At 74.9% G+C, this 17,024-nt stretch carries 15 protein-coding genes; 11 read left to right on the top strand and 4 right to left on the bottom strand.

Features of this window, described 5'->3' with window-relative positions; all coding sequences use genetic code 11:
- The 9 genes from ABWI07_RS42700 to ABWI07_RS42660 all read left to right on the top strand — a co-directional run.
- The coding region (locus ABWI07_RS42700; RefSeq protein ID WP_353822039.1) for an alpha-glucosidase C-terminal domain-containing protein at window positions 1-376 on the top strand (376 nt) is incomplete at its 5' end.
- Window positions 377-378: 2 nt separating this feature from the next.
- On the top strand, window positions 379-1,809 hold the full coding sequence (locus tag ABWI07_RS42695) for a maltokinase N-terminal cap-like domain-containing protein (RefSeq protein ID WP_353822038.1): 1,431 nt from the start codon (window positions 379-381) through the stop codon (window positions 1,807-1,809).
- A gap of 150 nt (window positions 1,810-1,959) precedes the next feature.
- Complete coding sequence (locus ABWI07_RS42690; protein ID WP_353822037.1) at window positions 1,960-2,967, top strand: C40 family peptidase; 1,008 nt, start codon at window positions 1,960-1,962, stop codon at window positions 2,965-2,967.
- A 111-nt stretch (window positions 2,968-3,078) separates the two neighbouring features.
- Window positions 3,079-4,074 carry an aldo/keto reductase gene (locus ABWI07_RS42685; RefSeq protein ID WP_149263868.1) on the top strand — a complete coding sequence of 332 codons (996 nt, stop codon included), beginning with the start codon at window positions 3,079-3,081 and terminating at the stop codon, window positions 4,072-4,074.
- 159 nt (window positions 4,075-4,233) lie between these two features.
- Window positions 4,234-5,142 carry a metal ABC transporter solute-binding protein, Zn/Mn family gene (locus ABWI07_RS42680; protein ID WP_149263867.1) on the top strand — a complete coding sequence of 303 codons (909 nt, stop codon included), beginning with the start codon at window positions 4,234-4,236 and terminating at the stop codon, window positions 5,140-5,142.
- A complete protein-coding gene (locus tag ABWI07_RS42675; protein WP_149263866.1) occupies window positions 5,139-5,837 on the top strand; it encodes a metal ABC transporter ATP-binding protein in 699 nt (232 codons plus the stop codon). Before ABWI07_RS42680 ends, ABWI07_RS42675 begins: the two co-directional genes overlap by 4 nt.
- Complete coding sequence (locus ABWI07_RS42670; RefSeq protein ID WP_353822036.1) at window positions 5,834-6,733, top strand: metal ABC transporter permease; 900 nt, start codon at window positions 5,834-5,836, stop codon at window positions 6,731-6,733. The genes ABWI07_RS42675 and ABWI07_RS42670 overlap by 4 nt, the downstream gene beginning before the upstream one ends.
- Window positions 6,734-6,915: 182 nt before the next feature.
- Window positions 6,916-7,974 carry a rod shape-determining protein gene (locus ABWI07_RS42665; protein ID WP_353822034.1) on the top strand — a complete coding sequence of 353 codons (1,059 nt, stop codon included), beginning with the start codon at window positions 6,916-6,918 and terminating at the stop codon, window positions 7,972-7,974.
- Window positions 7,975-8,046: 72 nt separating this feature from the next.
- Window positions 8,047-8,985, top strand: a complete 939-nt coding sequence (locus ABWI07_RS42660; protein WP_149263863.1) for an MBL fold metallo-hydrolase — start codon at window positions 8,047-8,049, stop codon at window positions 8,983-8,985.
- A gap of 7 nt (window positions 8,986-8,992) precedes the next feature.
- Here ABWI07_RS42660 and ABWI07_RS42655 read toward each other — a convergent pair whose 3' ends face one another.
- The 4 genes from ABWI07_RS42655 to ABWI07_RS42640 are packed head-to-tail and all read right to left on the bottom strand — an operon-like array spanning window position 8,993 to window position 15,607.
- Window positions 8,993-10,969, bottom strand: a complete 1,977-nt coding sequence (locus ABWI07_RS42655) for a YehQ family protein (protein WP_353822033.1) — start codon at window positions 10,967-10,969, stop codon at window positions 8,993-8,995.
- Window positions 10,966-12,126, bottom strand: coding sequence for a VWA domain-containing protein (locus tag ABWI07_RS42650; protein ID WP_353822032.1), 1,161 nt, complete (start codon window positions 12,124-12,126; stop codon window positions 10,966-10,968). The genes ABWI07_RS42655 and ABWI07_RS42650 overlap by 4 nt, the downstream gene beginning before the upstream one ends.
- On the bottom strand, window positions 12,123-14,444 hold the full coding sequence (locus tag ABWI07_RS42645; protein WP_353822031.1) for a DUF5682 family protein: 2,322 nt from the start codon (window positions 14,442-14,444) through the stop codon (window positions 12,123-12,125). The genes ABWI07_RS42650 and ABWI07_RS42645 overlap by 4 nt, the downstream gene beginning before the upstream one ends.
- Complete coding sequence (locus ABWI07_RS42640) at window positions 14,444-15,607, bottom strand: ATP-binding protein (protein ID WP_353822030.1); 1,164 nt, start codon at window positions 15,605-15,607, stop codon at window positions 14,444-14,446. Before ABWI07_RS42640 ends, ABWI07_RS42645 begins: the two co-directional genes overlap by 1 nt.
- Before the next feature lie 103 nt (window positions 15,608-15,710).
- On the opposite strand from ABWI07_RS42640, the gene ABWI07_RS42635 reads away from it, so the two are divergent.
- Together ABWI07_RS42635 and ABWI07_RS42630 are read left to right on the top strand one after the other, a co-directional pair.
- Window positions 15,711-16,565, top strand: a complete 855-nt coding sequence (locus ABWI07_RS42635) for an SDR family oxidoreductase (RefSeq protein WP_353822029.1) — start codon at window positions 15,711-15,713, stop codon at window positions 16,563-16,565.
- A 44-nt stretch (window positions 16,566-16,609) separates the two neighbouring features.
- Window positions 16,610-16,969 carry a hypothetical protein gene (locus ABWI07_RS42630; protein ID WP_353822028.1) on the top strand — a complete coding sequence of 120 codons (360 nt, stop codon included), beginning with the start codon at window positions 16,610-16,612 and terminating at the stop codon, window positions 16,967-16,969.
- The last annotated feature ends 55 nt before the right edge of the window (window positions 16,970-17,024 follow it).

The following is a 17,024-nucleotide window of genomic DNA, read 5'->3' as shown; positions in this document are numbered from 1 at the left end:
CGAGATCCGGCAGCGCCACCCCGTCTTCGGCGTCGGCTCCTACGTCGAACTGTCCGCCTCCAACCCCTCCGTCCTCGCCTTCACCCGCGAGATCACCGAGGACGAGAGCCCGTGGGGGGAGATGGACACGGTCCTGTGCGTCAGCAACCTGTCCCGGTTCCCGCAGCCCGTCGAGCTGGACCTGCGGCGCTTCGAGGGCTACTCCCCCGTCGAGTGCATGGGCGGCGTGCAGTTCCCGGCCATCGGCGAGCTGCCCTACCTGCTGACCCTGCCGGGCCACGGCTTCTTCTGGTTCCAGCTGATCCCCCCGGACGACGCGGCCCCCGGGCCGAGCGCGGAGGCCGGGCTCGGCACGCGCGCGGGAAGGACCGTCTGACCGTGCTTCCTCCAGAGCCGGACCTCGTCCGGGACATCGCGGAGTGGCTGCCCCGGCAGCGCTGGTTCGGCGGCAAGGACGGCCCCATCCACGAGCTCGCCATCGGCACCGCCACCGAACTCCACTCCGGCGACCCCGCCCTGCACCACCTCGTCCTCGACGTCCGCCGCGACGGCGCCACCGACCACTACCAGCTCCTCCTCGGCGTCCGCCGTGACCTGCCCGACCGGCTCCGGCACGTCGAGATCGGCGGGCACTGCGGCGACCGGCCCGCGAGGCCCCGCCTGTACGACGCCGCGCACGACCCGGACCTGACCCGGGTGCTGCTGGACGCCATGGCGCGCGAGGCGTCCGTCGGCCCGCTGCGGTTCCACCACGCCGGCGGGGCCCGCATCCGCACGGACCTGGCGAGCCTGCCCATGACCGCCGAGCAGAGCAACACGTCGCTGCTGTTCGGCGACGAGTACATCTGCAAGCTGTTCCGCCGCCTGTCCCCCGGCGTCAACCTCGACCTGGAGGTCAACCTCGCGCTGACCCGCGGCGGCTGCACGCACGTCCCGGCCGTCCTCGGCTGGATCGAGCTGGACCGGGGGCACGGCGCCCCCGCGGGCGGGGAGCCGGTCACGCTCGCCCTCCTGTCGGACTACCTGCACACCGGCGTGGACGGGTGGAGCCTCGCGATCGCCAGCGTGCGCGACTGGTTCGCGCACACGCCGCCGCCCGGCGGCGACGAGTGGGCCGAACTGGACGCGAGCGCCGCCGGCGGCGACTTCGCCGCCGAGGCCGAACGGCTCGGCGCGGCCACCGCCGAGGTGCACCGGGCGCTCGCCGACGCGTTCGGCGTGACGGTCGTCCCGGCGGCGGAGGTCCGCGCGATGGCCGCGCGGATGAACACCGAGCTGACCGGCACCTGCCGCACGGTGCCCGCGCTCGCGCCGCACGCCAAGGCGCTCACGGAGGCGTACCTCGACCTGGCCGCCCGGGCCGAGCCGCTGCCCGTCCAGCGCGTCCACGGCGACTACCACCTCGGGCAGGTCCTGCGCACCGAGTCCGGGTGGACGGTCCTGGACTTCGAGGGCGAGCCGGCGCGGACGCAGAGCGAGCGCCGCGCCCTCGCGCACCCGCTGCGCGACGTCGCCGGGATGCTCCGCTCGTTCGAGTACGCCGCGCGGTACCTCATCACCAAGGCGGGCACGGTGCCGAGCGAGTCGGGGCCGCGGCTGGAGACCCGGGCGCACGCCTGGGCGGCGCGCAACCGCGCCGCGTTCTGCCGCGGCTACGCGGCGGGCGGCGGCCCCGACCCGGCCGCGCATTCGGTGCTCATCCGCGCCTTCGAATTCGAGAAGGCCGTCTACGAGGTGCGGTACGAGGCGCAGAACAGGCCCGCCTGGCTCGCCGTCCCGCTGAAATCGCTCGCCCATCTGACCGCTTGATCAAAGACACTGAATCCGGCCTCCAATTCGGCGCCATGATCACGTAAAATCGGCGCGCTCGCACAATTCCGTGCCGTTCAACGGGTACCCGTTCCCTCGGCGGGATGATGATCACCTGCCGATACCTGATCGGAAACGGAGAGCGGAAGAATGTCCATCGCACGCCACTCGCACGAGGCCGAAAGCGGAAGCGGAGCGATCGCGGGCCGGACCGGCCGCGGCCGGGCGGCCGACCGAAAACGGGGAGCGCTCCGAACCGCCGTCACGGCGACGGTGACCGGGCTCGCCCTGACGGTCCCGCTGGGTTCCACGTCCTTCGCCGCGCTCACGCCGACGGCGCTCAGCCCGACGTCGCTGAGGAGACTGCACCTGGACGCGGCCACGCTGCACAAGGTCCGGGCGTACGACAAGTACCGGACGCGGGAGGCGGCCCAGCGCAAGCGCGCGAAGAAGGCGCTGCGGTTCGCCCGCAAGCAGATCGGCAAGCCGTACAGGTGGGGCGCCACGGGGCCGTCCGGCTACGACTGCTCCGGCCTCATGATGGCCGCGTGGCGCAGGGCGGGCGTCAGGATCCCCCGCGTCACCTACGCCCAGTACCGCAAGGTGGACCGGAAGGTGAAGATGAGGCACCTCAAGCCCGGGGACCTCATCTTCTTCCACGGCCGCAGCCACGTCGGCATGTACGTCGGGCACGGCCGGTTCCTGCACGCGCCCAATTCGGGGGCCAGGGTCCGCATCGACAAGTTCGGCGCGCGGCGCAAGAAACAGTTCGCGGGCGCGGTACGGCCCGGCGCGCCCGCCTATCGCGAGTGGTCGCCGTCCGTGCGGGAGCTCGTCGAGAAGATCGATCGGATGAGTGCGCAGAAGAGAGCCGACCAGCCCCCAGATAGCGAGCGGACCCCCCACATTCCGCCACATCACCTGAAATCCCACAAGAAAAGCGACAAACCCTCTAAAAAGGCCCCCCGCCACCCGGTAGCGAAGGCCGCGCCACCCGGCGGCCACTCCAGACCGGACGATTCCGCGGCCCAGGCTCCGCGAAGCGACACACCGTCGGACATGTCAAAGCCTGAACCCCGGCCGAGAGCCGCGGGGCAACCGAGATCCTTCTGGCACGGCCCGGCCTACGAGCCGTGGGCCGTATACGTCGGTCCCTGAGCCTCTCTCCGCCTGCCCCGGCGCCATGCGCGCGCCGTGCGGCGCCGGGGGGCGCCGGGGGGCGCGTCACACTTGACCTGGAGCACGCTCCAGGTGCTTGGCTTGATCACCATGGAATACACCCGACTCGGCCGCACCGGCCTGAAGGTCAGCCGCCTGGTGCTCGGCACGATGAACTTCGGCCCGTTCACCGAGGAGGCCGACGCCCACACGATCATGGACGCGGCGCTCGACGCGGGGATCAACTTCTTCGACACCGCGAACGCCTACGGGTGGGGCGCGAACAAGGGCCGCACCGAGGAGATCATCGGCTCCTGGTTCGCCAAGGGCGGCGGTCGCCGGGAGAAGACCGTCCTCGCGACGAAGGTCTACGCGGACATGGCGCCGCCCGACTCGCCCTGGCCGAACCAGGGCGGGCTGTCCGCGCTGCACATCCGCCAGGCCGCCGAGGCGTCGCTGAAGCGGCTCGGCACCGACCACATCGACCTGTACCAGTTCCACCACATCGACCGGTCGACGCCGTGGGAGGAGATCTGGCAGGCGGTCGACGTCCTCGTCCAGCAGGGCAAGGTGCTCTACGCCGGCTCGTCCAACTTCCCCGGCTGGGGCATCGCGCAGGCCAACGAGGCCGCCGCCCGCCGCGGCTCGCTCGGACTGGTCAGCGAGCAGTGCCTGTACAACCTGGTCGAACGGCGCGCCGAGATGGAGGTCGTCCCGGCGGCGCAGGCCTACGGGCTCGGCGTGATCCCGTGGTCCCCGCTGCACGGCGGGGTGCTCGGCGGCGTCCTGCGCAAGGAGCGCGACGGGGACGGCTCCCGGTCCCGGTCGGGCCGCGCCGCGGAGATGCTGGGCGACCCGGCGGAGCGGGCGCGCGTCCAGGCCTACGAGGACCTGTGCGACGAGCACGGCCTTCCCCCGGGCGACGTCGGCCTCGCCTGGCTCCTCACCCGTCCCGGCGTGACCGGCCCGATCGTCGGGCCGCGCGTCCGCGAGCAGCTCGACTCCGCCGTCCGCGCCGCCGAACTGGAGCTGCCCGAGGCGTTCCTGTCCGCCCTGGACGACATCTTCCCCGGCCCGGGTCCGGTGCCGGAGGCGTTCGCCTGGTAGAGCCCGTCGACCGAACACCGCACAGGCCGCCGTCCCTGACCGGGACGGCGGCCTTTCGCGTGCGAGGGCCTTTGCCCGCGACGAGCGACGAACGGGACAGGACGGGCGAGCCATGCTAGGTTGCCACTGAAAATCGTTATCATTTTCAGGAGGTTCATGATGCCTGCTCAGCGTGCGCGCGTCCTCGGGGCGGGCGCCGTCCTCGCCGCCGCGGCGCTCGGGTCCGCCGCCTGCGGATCGTCCCCCGGCGCCGGCGCGGCGGCGACGGTCCAGGTCGTGGCGTCGACCAACGTGTACGGGGACATCGCGCGGCAGATCGGCGGCGGCAGGGTGACGGTGACGTCGTTCATCAGCGACCCCGCGCAGGATCCGCACTCCTTCGAGGCGGGCACCCGCGCCAGGCTCGCGCTCTCCAGGGCCGAGGTGGTCATCGAGAACGGCGGCGGCTACGACGGCTTCGTGGACACGCTGCTGAAGGGCGCCGGTTCGAAGGCCCGGGTGCTCAACGCCTTCCAGATCTCCGGGAAGACCGCGCCCGCGGGCGAGGAGCCGAACGAGCACGTCTGGTACGACCTGCCGTCCGTCGCGCTGCTGGCCGACCGGATCTCCGCCGCGCTCGGCGAGGCGGATCCCGGGGCCGCCGAGACCTTCTCCTCGAACGCGGCGTCCTTCAAGGCGAAGCTGAAGGCGCTGGAGGAGAGGGTGGCGGCGATCAAGGCCGCGCACGCCGGGGACCGTGTGGCGGTGACCGAGCCCGTCCCCGCCTACCTCCTCGAGGCGGCCGGCCTGGTGGACCGGACGCCGGAGGGGTTCGCCGAGGCGATCGAGGAGGGGGACGACGTCCCGCCGAGGGCCATGCGCGACACGCTGGCGCTGCTCACCGGCAAGAAGGTCCGGGCGCTCGTCGAGAACGTGCAGACGAGCGGCCCGCAGACCGAGCAGGTCCGCAAGGCGGCGGACGAGGCGGGCGTCCCGGTGGTCCCGGTCACCGAGACGCTGCCCGGCGGGCGGGACTACGTCGCCTGGATGGACGGCACCGTGTCCGCGCTCCAGAAGGCGCTGTCGTGATCGCCCTGCGCGGCGCCGCCCTGTCCTACGGCGGCCGGACGCTGTGGCGCGGGCTGGACCTCGACGTGGCGCCCGGCGAGTTCCTCGCCGTCGTCGGGCCCAACGGTTCGGGGAAGACCAGCCTGCTCAGGGTGCTGCTCGGGCTCCAGCGGCCGTCGTCCGGAACGGTCGCGGTGGACGGGCGCCGCCCCCGGCGCGGCGGCGCCGGCATCGGCTACGTCCCGCAGCACAGGGCCGTGCCGCCGCACACCCCGCTGCGCGCCCGCGACCTCGTGCGGCTCGGCGTCGACGGCCACCGCTGGGGGCCCGGCCGGCCGCGCCGGGACGTGCGCCGCCGGGTCGACGCCGCCCTCGCCGACGTGGGCGCCGCCGCGTTCGCCGATGTCCCGCTCGAACTCCTCTCGGGCGGCGAGCTGCAGCGCGTCCGGGTCGCGCAGGCGCTGGCGGCCGGTCCGCGCGTCCTCCTGTGCGACGAGCCGCTGGCGTCCCTGGACGCCCGGTACCAGCGCGTCGTCGCCGGACTGGTCGACCGGCGCCGCCGCGAGCACGGCACGACCGTCGTCTTCGTCACCCACGACATCGACCCGGTCCTCCCCTTCGCGGACCGGCTGCTGGACATGGGCACGACCCGGGTCACGGAGGCTCCGGCGCGCGCGGCGGCCGGCGCGCGGCCTTGCCGCTCGGAGACGGTATGAGCTGGCAGGAGGCGTGGCACGAGGTCTTCAACTTCCAGGACTACGGGGCACTGCTCGGGCTGGTGCGCAACTCGCTCATCGCCGGGGCCGTCCTCGGGCTCGTCGGGGGGCTCGCCGGGACGTTCGTCGTCATGCGCGACCTCGCGTTCGCCGTGCACGGCATCAGCGAACTGTCGTTCGCCGGAGCGGCGGCCGCCCTGCTGGCCGGGGCGAGCGTGGCGGGCGGCTCGGTCGCCGGGGCGCTGGCGGCCGCCGGCCTGATCGGGGTGCTCGGCGCGAAGGCCCGCGGCCGCGGGTCGGTCATCGGCGTGCTGATGCCCTTCGGGCTCGGGCTCGGCGTGCTGTTCCTGTCGCTGTACCAGGGGCGGTCGGCCAACAAGTTCGGGCTCCTCACCGGCCAGATCGTCGCGATCGACACGCCGGGGCTGACCTGGCTGCTCGCGACGTCGGCGGTGGTGCTGGCGTGCCTCGCGGTCATGTGGCGCCCGCTGGCGTTCGCCAGCCTGGACCCGGACGCGGCGGCGGCGCGGGGCGTGCCGGTGCGGGCGCTGTCACCGGCCTTCATGCTCGTGCTCGGCCTGGCGGTCGCCGTGTCCGTGCAGGTCGTCGGGGCGCTGCTGGTGCTCGCGCTGATCTGCACGCCCGCCGCGGCGGCGGTGCGGGTCACCGCGTCGCCCGCCGCGGCGGCGGTACTGAGCGCGGGGCTCGCGACGGTGTCGGCCGTGGGCGGGATCCTTCTGTCGATCGGGTCCAGCCTTCCGATCAGCCCGTACGTCACCACGGTCTCGTTCCTGCTGTACGGGGCGTGCCGCGCGGTGGGCGAGGTCCGGGCCCGGTGGGGTCGGCAGGGCCGGACGGCGCCGCCGGACGCGCGGTCCGGCACCGTCCCCGCATGATCTCTGGCGCTTGGCCCGGGAGCGGGTGCCGGGCCGGCGCCGGGGCGCGTTCCGCGATCCGGACATTCCGGATTCAACCCGCCAGGTCGTTGCGATTCGCTTACCCGGGCGTGGGCATCGCCGCAGGTAGCACGGGAATCATCTGGACTCTTGCGACGAACAGGGCGATTGGGAGGGACGCGATGTGGGACTTCGCGGGCCGGGACACCGCTATCGACCTGGGCAGCGCGACCGTGCGGATGTATGTGAAGGGCCGCGGCGTCGTCTGCCGCGAACCGTCGCTCCTCGCACGCTCCCGGGACACGGGGCGCATCCTCGCCCTCGGCGCCCCCGCGCGGGAGATGGCCGGGCGCAACCCGGACGTCACGCTCGTCCGGCCCATCCGCGAAGGCGCGCCGACCGAGACCGACGAGGCCGAGTACCTGATGCGGCACCTGGTGCGCCGCCACCACAAGCGCCACTACACGGCGCGCCCGCGCCTGGTCGTCACCGTCCCGAGCGGGCTGACGTCCGTCCACTACCGGGCGCTGCAGTTCTCCGCCTACCAGGCGGGCGCGCGGCGCCTCACGCTCGTGCCGACGCCCATCGCCGCCGCCATCGGGATGGGCATGACCTCCACCGTGCGGCCCGACATCACGGTGATCGCCGACATCGGGGCGGACGTCACCGACGTCGGCGTCATCGCGTTCGGCGGCCTGGTCACCTCGCACACCGCGCACGTCGGCGGATCGGCGCTGGACCGCGCCATCGCCGCGCTCGTCCGGCAGGAGCACGGCCTCGCGCTGTCGCTGTCGGCGGCGGAGCAGGCCAAGCTGGAGGTCGGCGCGGTGCCGCCGCTCGGTCGCCGCCCGGTCCGGCAGACCGTCGTCCACGGGCGCGACATCGCGACGGGGATGCCGCGCGGCGTCGTCCTCACCACCGCGGACGTCGCCCGGGCGATCTCCGGTCCGGTCGCGCGGATCGTGGACGCGATCGGCGCCGGGCTCTCCGGCTGCTCGCCCGAGATCTCCGGCGCCCTGCTCGGCGTCGGCATCACGCTCACCGGCGGCTGCGCCCGGCTGCCCGGCCTGGAGCGGCTGATCAAGGACCGGACGGGGCTGGGCGCGCGGCTCGGGGACGACACCGGCGACGCGGCCGTGCTCGGCGCCGGGGAGGTCCTGCGCTCCGCCGGGACGCAGGAGCCGTCCGCCCGCGCCGTCTCGCCGCGCGCGCACCTGCTGACGACCGTGGCGGAGTACTGACCGGGCCCGCCGCGGCCGCGCGGGAGCGGCCCGCCCGACCGCGTTCCCGCCGCCCGTTACACTCCCGGTCCCATGAGCGACGCACCCGACCGCGAGGGACCGGGAAGCCCGCGGCTGCAGGAGGTCTCCGACGGGATCTTCGCCTACCTCCAGCCCGACGGCACCTGGTGGATCAACAACACCGGCTTCCTCGTGGGGGCGCGGGGGGTGACGAGCGTCGACTCCTGCTCGACCGAGCGCCGCACCCGGGCGTACCTGGAGTCGATCCGGTCGGTCACGGACCGCCCCGTCCGGACGCTGGTCAACACCCACCACCACGGCGACCACACCTTCGGCAACTACCTGTTCTCCGGCGCGACCGTCGTCGGCCACGAGAGGACCCGGGACGACGCGCTCAGCTGGGGCGAGCCGTTCGACGAGCCGTTCTGGACGAAGGTCGACTGGGGCGGCGTCGAGATCGAGCCGCCGTTCCTCACCTACACCGACGCCGTGACGCTGTGGGTGGACGACCTGCGGTGCGAGGTCCGCCACGTCGGCACGCCGGCGCACACCACCAACGACTCGATCGTGTGGCTCCCCGACCGGCGGGTGCTGTTCTGCGGCGACCTGCTGTTCAACGGCGGCACCCCGTTCCTGATGCAGGGCTCGGTCGCGGGCGCGATCAAGGTGCTGGAGGAGGTCGTCGCGCCGCTGGGGGCGGAGACGATCGTCCCCGGGCACGGCCCCGTCGGCGGCCCCGAGCTCATCGGCCGGGTGCTGGGCTACGCGCGGTTCGTCCAGGCGACGGCCGCCGAGGCCAAGCCGGCCGGGCTGTCGCCGCTGGAGGCCGCCCGCGAGGCCGACCTCGGCCCGTACGCGGAGCTGACCGACCCCGAGCGCCTCGTCGGCAACCTGCACCGCGCCTACGCCGAACTGGACGGGCACGCGCCCGGCGCGCCGATCGACCTGGTCGCCGCCCTGAACGACATGATCACCTTCAACGGGGGCCGCCCGCTCACCTGCCGCGCGTAGCGGCAGGTCAGCGCAGTTCCGCCGCGGTGACCAGGCGGATGTGGGCGGTGGCCCAGGCGCGGGACATGCTCCTCGGGTCGTCGCCCGCGAGCGCGGCGGCGAGGGCGGCGAGCGCGTCGGCGGTCGTGCGGAGGCCGGCGCGCTCCAGCGTGGTGCCGGCGCGGACGAGGCGCTCCCGCACCCCGGTCGGGAGGCGCAGCAGGCCGCGGTGGGCCGCCTCGGCGCAGGCTGCGAGCGCCTCGTCCAGGGACTGGCCCAGCGGGTCCGGCGCCGCAGCGGGAGGGGCCCCGAGGGCGGCGGTGCCGTCGCCGGGCGCCAGGTCGGGGACGACGGTGCCGTGCGAGGTCATGACGGCGAACGGGTCGATGACCAGGCCCCCGCGGTCCCTGCGGACGGTGCCCGACACGAACCGGGGCTCCGCAGCGAGCGCCTCGGCGAGGGCGTCCAGCGCGGCGGGGCGGTGCGGGCTGTAGTCGGCGGACACGGCGGCCGCGGTCCCCGCCGCGTCGGCGACCACGGCCTCCAGCCGCTGCGCGCCCGGGTGGTAGCCGATGTCGCGGACCTCGGCGATCTCGACGACGCGGACCATCTCGGCCTCCACGCGGGGCCGCACCAGGCGGGGCGGCAGCGCGTCCAGGGCCCGCCCCTCGGCGGCCATGTCGCGGACGAGCAGCCGGGCGGGCAGGCTCTCCCAGGTGTCGCCGAGCGGGGTGACCGTCGTCTTCGCGATCCGCCCGGCGGCGACCCGGACGACGCGCCCGGCGCTGCGCGAGGCGCTCTCGGACACCACGTTCGCGGCGGCGAGGGACCGCAGCGCAGACCCGAGGACGCGGCGCCCGGCGAGGTCGGAGCCGGTGAGGCGGTCGCCGTCCGGGACGTCCCAGCGCCGTTTCAGCACGAGGACGATCCCGGTGCCGGTGTGCGCGAGGTAGACGTCGGCGGTGCGGGTCCCGGGCGTGCCGCCGACGCGGCAGCCGAGGGCGGCGAGGCGGACGCGGCGCAGCGGCGTGTCCGCGGCCTCCTCCGTGCCGAGCACCTGGGAGCGGCCGCCGCCGCGGGCCGCCGCGCGGTGCCGGGCGTGGAGCTCGGCGAGCAGTTCCGCGACGCGCAGCGGGTCGTGGTCGGCGCGGCGGTCGTGGTGCGCGGCGAGCTGCTCGGCCAGGTCGCCGAGCGCGGCGGCGGGCCAGTGCAGGCCGGCCGCCGCGAGGTCGCCGGCGGTGCGGCCCAGCGCGGTCGCGAGGACGGGCCCGGCGTGCGCGGCGCCCTCCAGGAGGACCTGGTCGGCGAGGTCGAGCGCGGCGTCGAGGCCGTTCCCGCCCTTCCCGCCCGGCCCGCCCGTCCCGTCCGCCGCGGCCGGGCCGCCGACGTCCAGCCGGACCTCCTCGCCGGTCAGGCCGCGCTCGTCGGCGGCGCGGAACGCCCAGACGGCGAGGACGGTGACCTCGCCGCGCACCGCCGCCACGGCGTCGGTGTGGATGTAGCCGAGCTCGCCGGGCACCAGGAACCGGACCGTGCAGGTCGGCAGCTCGACCTGCGCCACCGGGTCCTGCGCGGTGGGGCGGCGGATCTTCGCCGAGTAGCCGGCGCGCAGGGCGCGGCGCGCGGCGGTGAGGGCGCGCCGGCCGAGGACGCGGGCAAGCGCGTCGTCGTCGAAGGCGCCCGGCGACCAGTCGGCCGCCGGCTCCGGGGCCGGCGGGGCGTCCGGTTCGGCGGCGCCGCGCTGGTAGGCGAGCACGAGGCAGATCCGGTGCCGGCACGTCCCGGTCGCCGCGCAGGAGCAGTGCGCGGCGTCCAGCCCCGCCCCGGCGGGCAGGGACGCCGTGGTGCCGTCGGGGAAGGCGCCCTCGATCCCGCCGTCCGGCATGACGGTGATCTCGGGGCCGTTGCCGGCGTCGAGGTCCTTGGCGGCGCGCTTGACCAGGCCGCGGTTGGCGAGGGCGGCGAGCGCGTCCGGGGTGAGCGCGAGGAGGTCGGCGCGGGTCAACGGCCCATCCTCTCCGCGACGAACTCGGCGAGCTGACCCGGCGTCATCGCGCCGACGTGGGCGCCCTCGTCGGCGAGGCGCTGCGCCATCCCCCGGTCGTAGGACGGGTTGGCCTCCTCGTCGAGCGCCGCCAGCCCGAGCACCTGCGTGCCCTGCTGGACGAGCCGCCGCACCTCCCGGACGAGCCGGTGCTGGTCCCCGCCCTCGTAGAAGTCGGTGATGAGCGCGACGATCGAGCGGCGCGGGTTCTCCACGAGGCCCGCCCCGTAGGCCACGGCCCGCGCGATGTCGGTGCCGCCGCCGAGCTGCACCTTCATCAGCAGCTCGGCGGGGTCGGTCACGTCGGAGGTCAGGTCGACGACGGAGGTGTCGAACGCGACGAGGTGCGTCTTCAGGCCGGGCAGCCCCCACAGGCACGCGGCGGTGACGGCGGCGTGCACGACGGAGCCGACCATGGAGCCGGACTGGTCGACGAGCAGGATCATCTGCCACTGCTCGACGTGCCGCCGCGTCCGGGACACGAACCTCGGGTTCTCGATGTAGAGGCGGCGCTCGTCCGGCCGGTAGTGGTCGAGGTTGGCGCGGACGGTGCCGTGGAAGTCGAAGTTGCGGGAGTTCCTGATGCGGCTCGGCCGCCGCGTGCGGGTGCCGTGGAACGCCTGCCGGACCTCGGTGGCGAGCCGCTCCATCAGCTGCCGGACGACGGCCTCCACGATCTTCCGCGCGAGCGCGAGGACCTCGGGGTTCATCAGGTGCTTGGTCCGCAGGACGGCGCGCAGCAGCGCCTCGTCCGGCTCGATGCGCTCCAGGACGGCCGGGTCGGTGACGATCGCGTGGATCTCGTACCGCTCGACGGCGTCGCGTTCGAGCCGCTCGATCGTCTCCTTGGGGAAGAGCCGGTGCACGGCGTCGAGCCAGTCGACCGTGGTGAGCTTGGACGGCCCATCGCCGCCGGTGCGGTCGTCGGACCGGGCGGGGTCGCCGTCGCAGCTCCCGCCGCCGCGCCGCACTCCGCGCCGGCCGAGGTCGGGGTCGCGCCCGTACAGCCAGTCGAGCGCCGCGTCCTGTTCGGCGGCCGCGCCGCCCAGCCCGCCCATGCACGCCCCGGCGGGCGAGCCGAGGACGAGCCGCCAGCGTTCCAGGTCGGGCGGGATCACGATGCCCCCTCCTCTGCGGTGGGCCGGCTTTCCGCGCCCTGCCCGTCCGCTTCGGCGGTCAGGAGGCCCGCGGCCGCGAGGGCCCGGTCCACGCGGGCGTCCAGCGCGAGGGCCTCGGCGGTGAGCAGCGGCGGGTCGGGCGCGCGGAGCAGCGCGCGGCCGGAGCCGCTCAGGCCCCGGCGGTCCAGCAGCCCCTGGGCGATGGCCTCGCGCTCGCGGGGCGGGAAGAACTCGAACGCCTGCCGCAGCGCGGGCAGCGCCACCAGGAACTCGGTCTGGTCCAGCCCGCCGACCAGCTCGTCGAGGACGCCGAGGACGGCGGCGCCGGGGTCGAGCACCTCCTGCCTGGCCAGCGCGAACAGGCCGGCGAGCCAGTCGCCGAACGTCTCCGGTGCGGCCGCGCCGCGCACCGCGCGGGCCGGGTCGGAGGCGTCGCCGAGGGTGCGGGCGAGCCCGAACGCGGCGCCGCGCAGGTCGGGCGGCGCGCCGGGTTCGGCGGCGACGCGCCGGGCGACGCCGAGTGCCGCGTCCCGGTCGAGGCGCAGCGCGCCGGAGGCGTGCAGCAGCGCGTCGCGGGCCGCGGCGACGGCGCGGAGCCGGCGCAGGTCGGCGGGCGCGGGACCGCCGCGCACGCCCTCCGCCAGCCACAGGATCCGGTCGACGCACTCCTCGATGACCGTGCCGAACAGCGGGCTGCCGGCCGTGCCGAGGACGCGGTCGTGCCGCCACAGCCCGAGGACGGATTCGAGCGCGGCGCCGAGCGCGGCGATGTCGGAGGCGCCCGCGACGCCTGCGGCGATCGACTCGGCGATCCGGCCGGACTGGTCCGCGCAGCCGCACAGCGCCGCGTCGAACAGCACGGCGGCGAGGTCGTCCATGTCGGCGCCCGCGGCGGCCGTCCGCTCGTCCAGGACGGCCGCGGCGGCGTCGGCGAGGGTCGGCCCGTAGGCGCCCGCCTCGATGAGGGCGGCGTGTCGGCGCCCGTCACGGTCGGAGGCGTCCAGGACCCAGCGCTCCTCCAGCACCGGGTCGGCGCCCGACTCGGGACCGGACTCGCGCTCGGCGAGGGGGACGCGCAGGACGCGCAGGCGGTGCAGCGTGCGGCTGCGCTCCAGCCCGCGCGGGGTCGCCAGCTTCAGCACGACCCGGCCGTCGCGGTCGAGCCCGAGCCGAGCCAGCTCGGCCGTCGCGTGGGCGACGAGCGGCGGGGCCGGGGTGTCGGAGTGCAGCCGCCCGGTCCGGTCGCCGCTCAGCGCGGCCACCATCTCGACGACGGCCGGATGCGCCCCGGGGGCGAGCGGGCCGCGCGAGGTCCACGGGAGCCGCTGGTCGAGGTCGTCGTTCACCAGCGCGGACACCAGGCCGTCGAGCAGGTCGGTGCGGGCGGGCGCGGAGTGGCCGCGCAGCCGGGTGAGGCCGCCGGTGAGGGTGCGGGCGGCGATCAGGTCGGCGGTCGACACGACCTGGCCGCGCCCGCGCAGCCGGGCCACGACCGTCTCGACGAGCGCCTCGGCGGCCGCTTCGGGGCCGTCCTCCCAGAGCCGCTGGTAGTACTCCGGCGACGGCATCCCCGACTGGTAGCCGGTGAACGCGTCGAGCCGCCGGAACGAGTACGGCACGAGGAAGCTGCCCCCGGCGGCGCCGTCGGGCGGCTCGGGCACCCGGGGCCACTCGGTGCCGCCGGACGCGGCGAGGGCTTCGAGGGCCGGCTTGTGGAAGCCGCCGGTCACCACGACGACGGGACGGTCCCCGGCGTCGGCCTCGGCGGCCCGCACCCACTCCGCCATGTAGGACTCGCGGGCAGTGTCGTCTCCCCCGGCCTCCGCCTCGCCCCTCAGGAGCCCGAAGTACGCGTCGAGCCGCCCCGCCGCGCCCTCGGCGTCGATCTCGAACAGGTGGTCCCAGAGGATGTCGGTGTTGTCGACGGCGAACTCCCGGCACAGCCGCTCGGTGACCTCGGCGTAGCGGCGCTCGGCGTCGGCGTAGCGGTTGCTGCGGCCCGCGAACGCCGGATGCCACGCGGGCAGGTCGATGAACCGCAGCTCCGCCCCGGCGGCGCGGCCCTCGTTCAGCGCGACCCATTCCGGGGAGTACGCGCAGAACGGCGACCAGGAGGCGTGCACCCGCTCGGCGTCCCGGTAGTAGCTGAACACCGCGACGGGCGGCAGGTGGCCGAGGAGCAGCTCGCCGATCCGTCCGCCGAAGTCGGCGGGCCCCTCCACCAGCACGTACGCGGGCCGCAGCCGCCGGATCACGTCCCGGACGAGCCGGGCGCACGCGGGGCTGTGGTGCCGGACGCCGACGAACGTGACGGCCATCAGCCGGGCAGCAGGTGCCGGGCGGCGTGCAGCGCGCTCCACTGCTCCCCGCCGCGGCGGGGCGCCTGCTGCTCCAGGTAGCGGCGCAGCCGGGCGAGGTCCTCGGGGCTGTCCTTGGCGGCGGTGCCGGCGAGGCACTCGACGATGTCGGCGGCGCCGCCCGCCTCGCCGCGCAGGAACCAGCCGCGCACCCCGACCTGGTGGGCGACCGACACCGCCTCGGCGGTGCTCATCACGGCCGAGAGCCGGTCCATCGCCCGGCCCTCCCCGGTGGTGGCGTCGCGCAGCTCCCGGAACACGGTGACGAGCACCTCCAGGACGTCGCGGCGCGGCGCGACCTCGACGCCGCTGTGCTCCAGCAGCCGCCGCGCCTCCTGCTCGACCAGGTCGAGCTCGGTCGCGAAGTCGGCGATCGGGAACACGGTCTCGAAGTTGAACCGCCGCTTGAGCGCGGCGCTCATCTCGTTGACGCCGCGGTCGCGGGTGTTGGCGGTCGCGATGATGTTGAACCCGTCGCGCGCGAACACCATCGCGTCCGCGCTCTGGCCCCCGTGCGAGACCGCGCCACTCCCCCCGGCCGCCGCGCGGGACAGCTCGGGGATCGCCAGGACGCGGTCGGACAGCGGCGAGAGCAGCGAGTCCTGCACCTCCAGCGGGCAGCGGGTGATCTCCTCGAACCGGACGACCCTGCCCTCGGCCATCCCGGTGAGCAGCGGCGCCGGCACGAGCGAGCGCGTGGAGGGCCCCTCCGACACCAGCAGCGCGTAGTTCCACGAGTACTTGATCTGGTCCTCGGTGGTGGCCGCGCCGCCCTGGATCGTGAGCGTGGAGGTGCCGCTGACCGCCGCCGCGATCAGCTCCGACAGCAGCGACTTCGCCGTCCCGGGCTCGCCGACGAGCATCAGCCCCCGGCTCGTCGCCAGCGTCACCAGGGCCCGGTCGATGAGGGCGGTGTCGCCGACGAACTTGCGGCGGACGCCGAGCGCGTCGTCACCGACGATGAACCGCCGCGCGGCCGTCAGGCTCAGCGCCCACCCGGGCGGCCGCGGCCCGGTGTCGCTCTCGCGGAGCCTCTCCAACTCGTCGGCGAACCGCACCTCCGCCGGCGGCCGCTGATACTCCGCCTCGACGTCCTCGGGCCCCTCCGAGGGATGATCTTCCATGCCCCCAACGCTAGGGGACCTCTCGGACACTCCGCCCGAAGATCCTCATCTTGCCCCGAGCGGGAGGGCGGGGCTGTCGGCCGGTGCGGTTAGCATGCGCGGCATGATCTTGGTGACGGGGGCGGGCGGGGCCGTGGGGTCTGCGCTTCTCGGGACGCTGCGGGATGCGGGGCAGCCGGTGCGGGCCGCGTACCACGCGCAGCGCGACGTCGATCGGGCGGTCGCCGCCGGACTGGACGCCGTCCGGATCGACCTGGGCGAGCCCGCGACGCTACCGGCGGCGCTGCGCGGCGTCGACGTGGTGTTCCTGGTGAGCGCGATGGGCCCCGACCAGACCCGCCATGAGCTCAACCTCATCGAGGCCGCGACCGCCGCAGGTGTGTCCCGGGTCGTGAAGCTGTCGGTCTGGCGGGCCGACGAGGAACTGACGCCCATCGGCCGCCTCCACCGGCCCGCGGAGGTGGCGCTCCAGGCGTCCGGCCTGCGCTGGACGTTCCTGCGGCCGAACTTCTACATGCAGAACTTCTCCCGCCAGTTCGCCGCGTCGATCAGGACGACCGGCCGCTTCGCCCAGCCCCGCGCCGACACCCCCATCAGCTTCGTCGACGTCCGCGACATCGCGCGGGCGGCCTCCCACGTGCTCACCACCGACGGCCATGACGGTCGCGTCCACGCCCTCACGGGCCCTGAGGCGCTGACCTACGACCAGGCCGCCGAGGTGCTCTCCCGGGTGCTGGACAGGCCGGTCCGCTTCGTCGGGCTCTCGGACGACGAAGCCCGGGCCGCCATGCTGGAACGCGGCCTGCCCGCGTACCACGCCGACGCCCTCATCGAGGTGAGCCGCGCATACCGGAACGGCGGCGCGGAGACGGTCACCACGGCGGTCCGCGACCTCACCGGCCGCGAGCCGACGACCTTCGAGCAGTTCGCCCGCGACCACCGCGCCGCCTTCCTCTGAGCGGCTCGACAAGTTCGCGAGGCGGACGCCAGGTCCCTGAAGCGGTGGCCGACGGCGCGCTACTCGAAGGGGGCGGCGAGCCGGTCGACGCCGCACAGCTCATCGCCCATCTCGCCGACGCCCGGGCCCGTCTCGCACGCCTCCTCAGCACCCATGGGCACCCGGACCGCCACCGCGACCGCGAGTTGCGGCGATTCAACCTGGACCCCGAACTCACCCTGAGACACGAGATCAACGTCCTCGACGCGCAGGCCTGCTTGACCTATAAGGCACTGGTCGAATGTTCCCGCTACACGGAGGCCGACTACCAGCGGGTCCTTGGAGAGGGCGGCGAAGGACTCGGCCAGTACATTCCAGATTCCCTTAGGCCGTGTTTAGAAAGTGGTGTTGGCAAGGGCTCGTAGCCAGATGTTGATGGCAGCGAGCTGGATGGTGGCTTCGTAGCGGACGGCGAGCTTG

The organism is Actinomadura sp. NPDC000600 (genome assembly GCF_040492135.1).
Taxonomy (GTDB): Bacteria; Actinomycetota; Actinomycetes; order Streptosporangiales; family Streptosporangiaceae; genus Spirillospora.
This window is presented reverse-complemented; position numbering and strand designations above follow the sequence as displayed.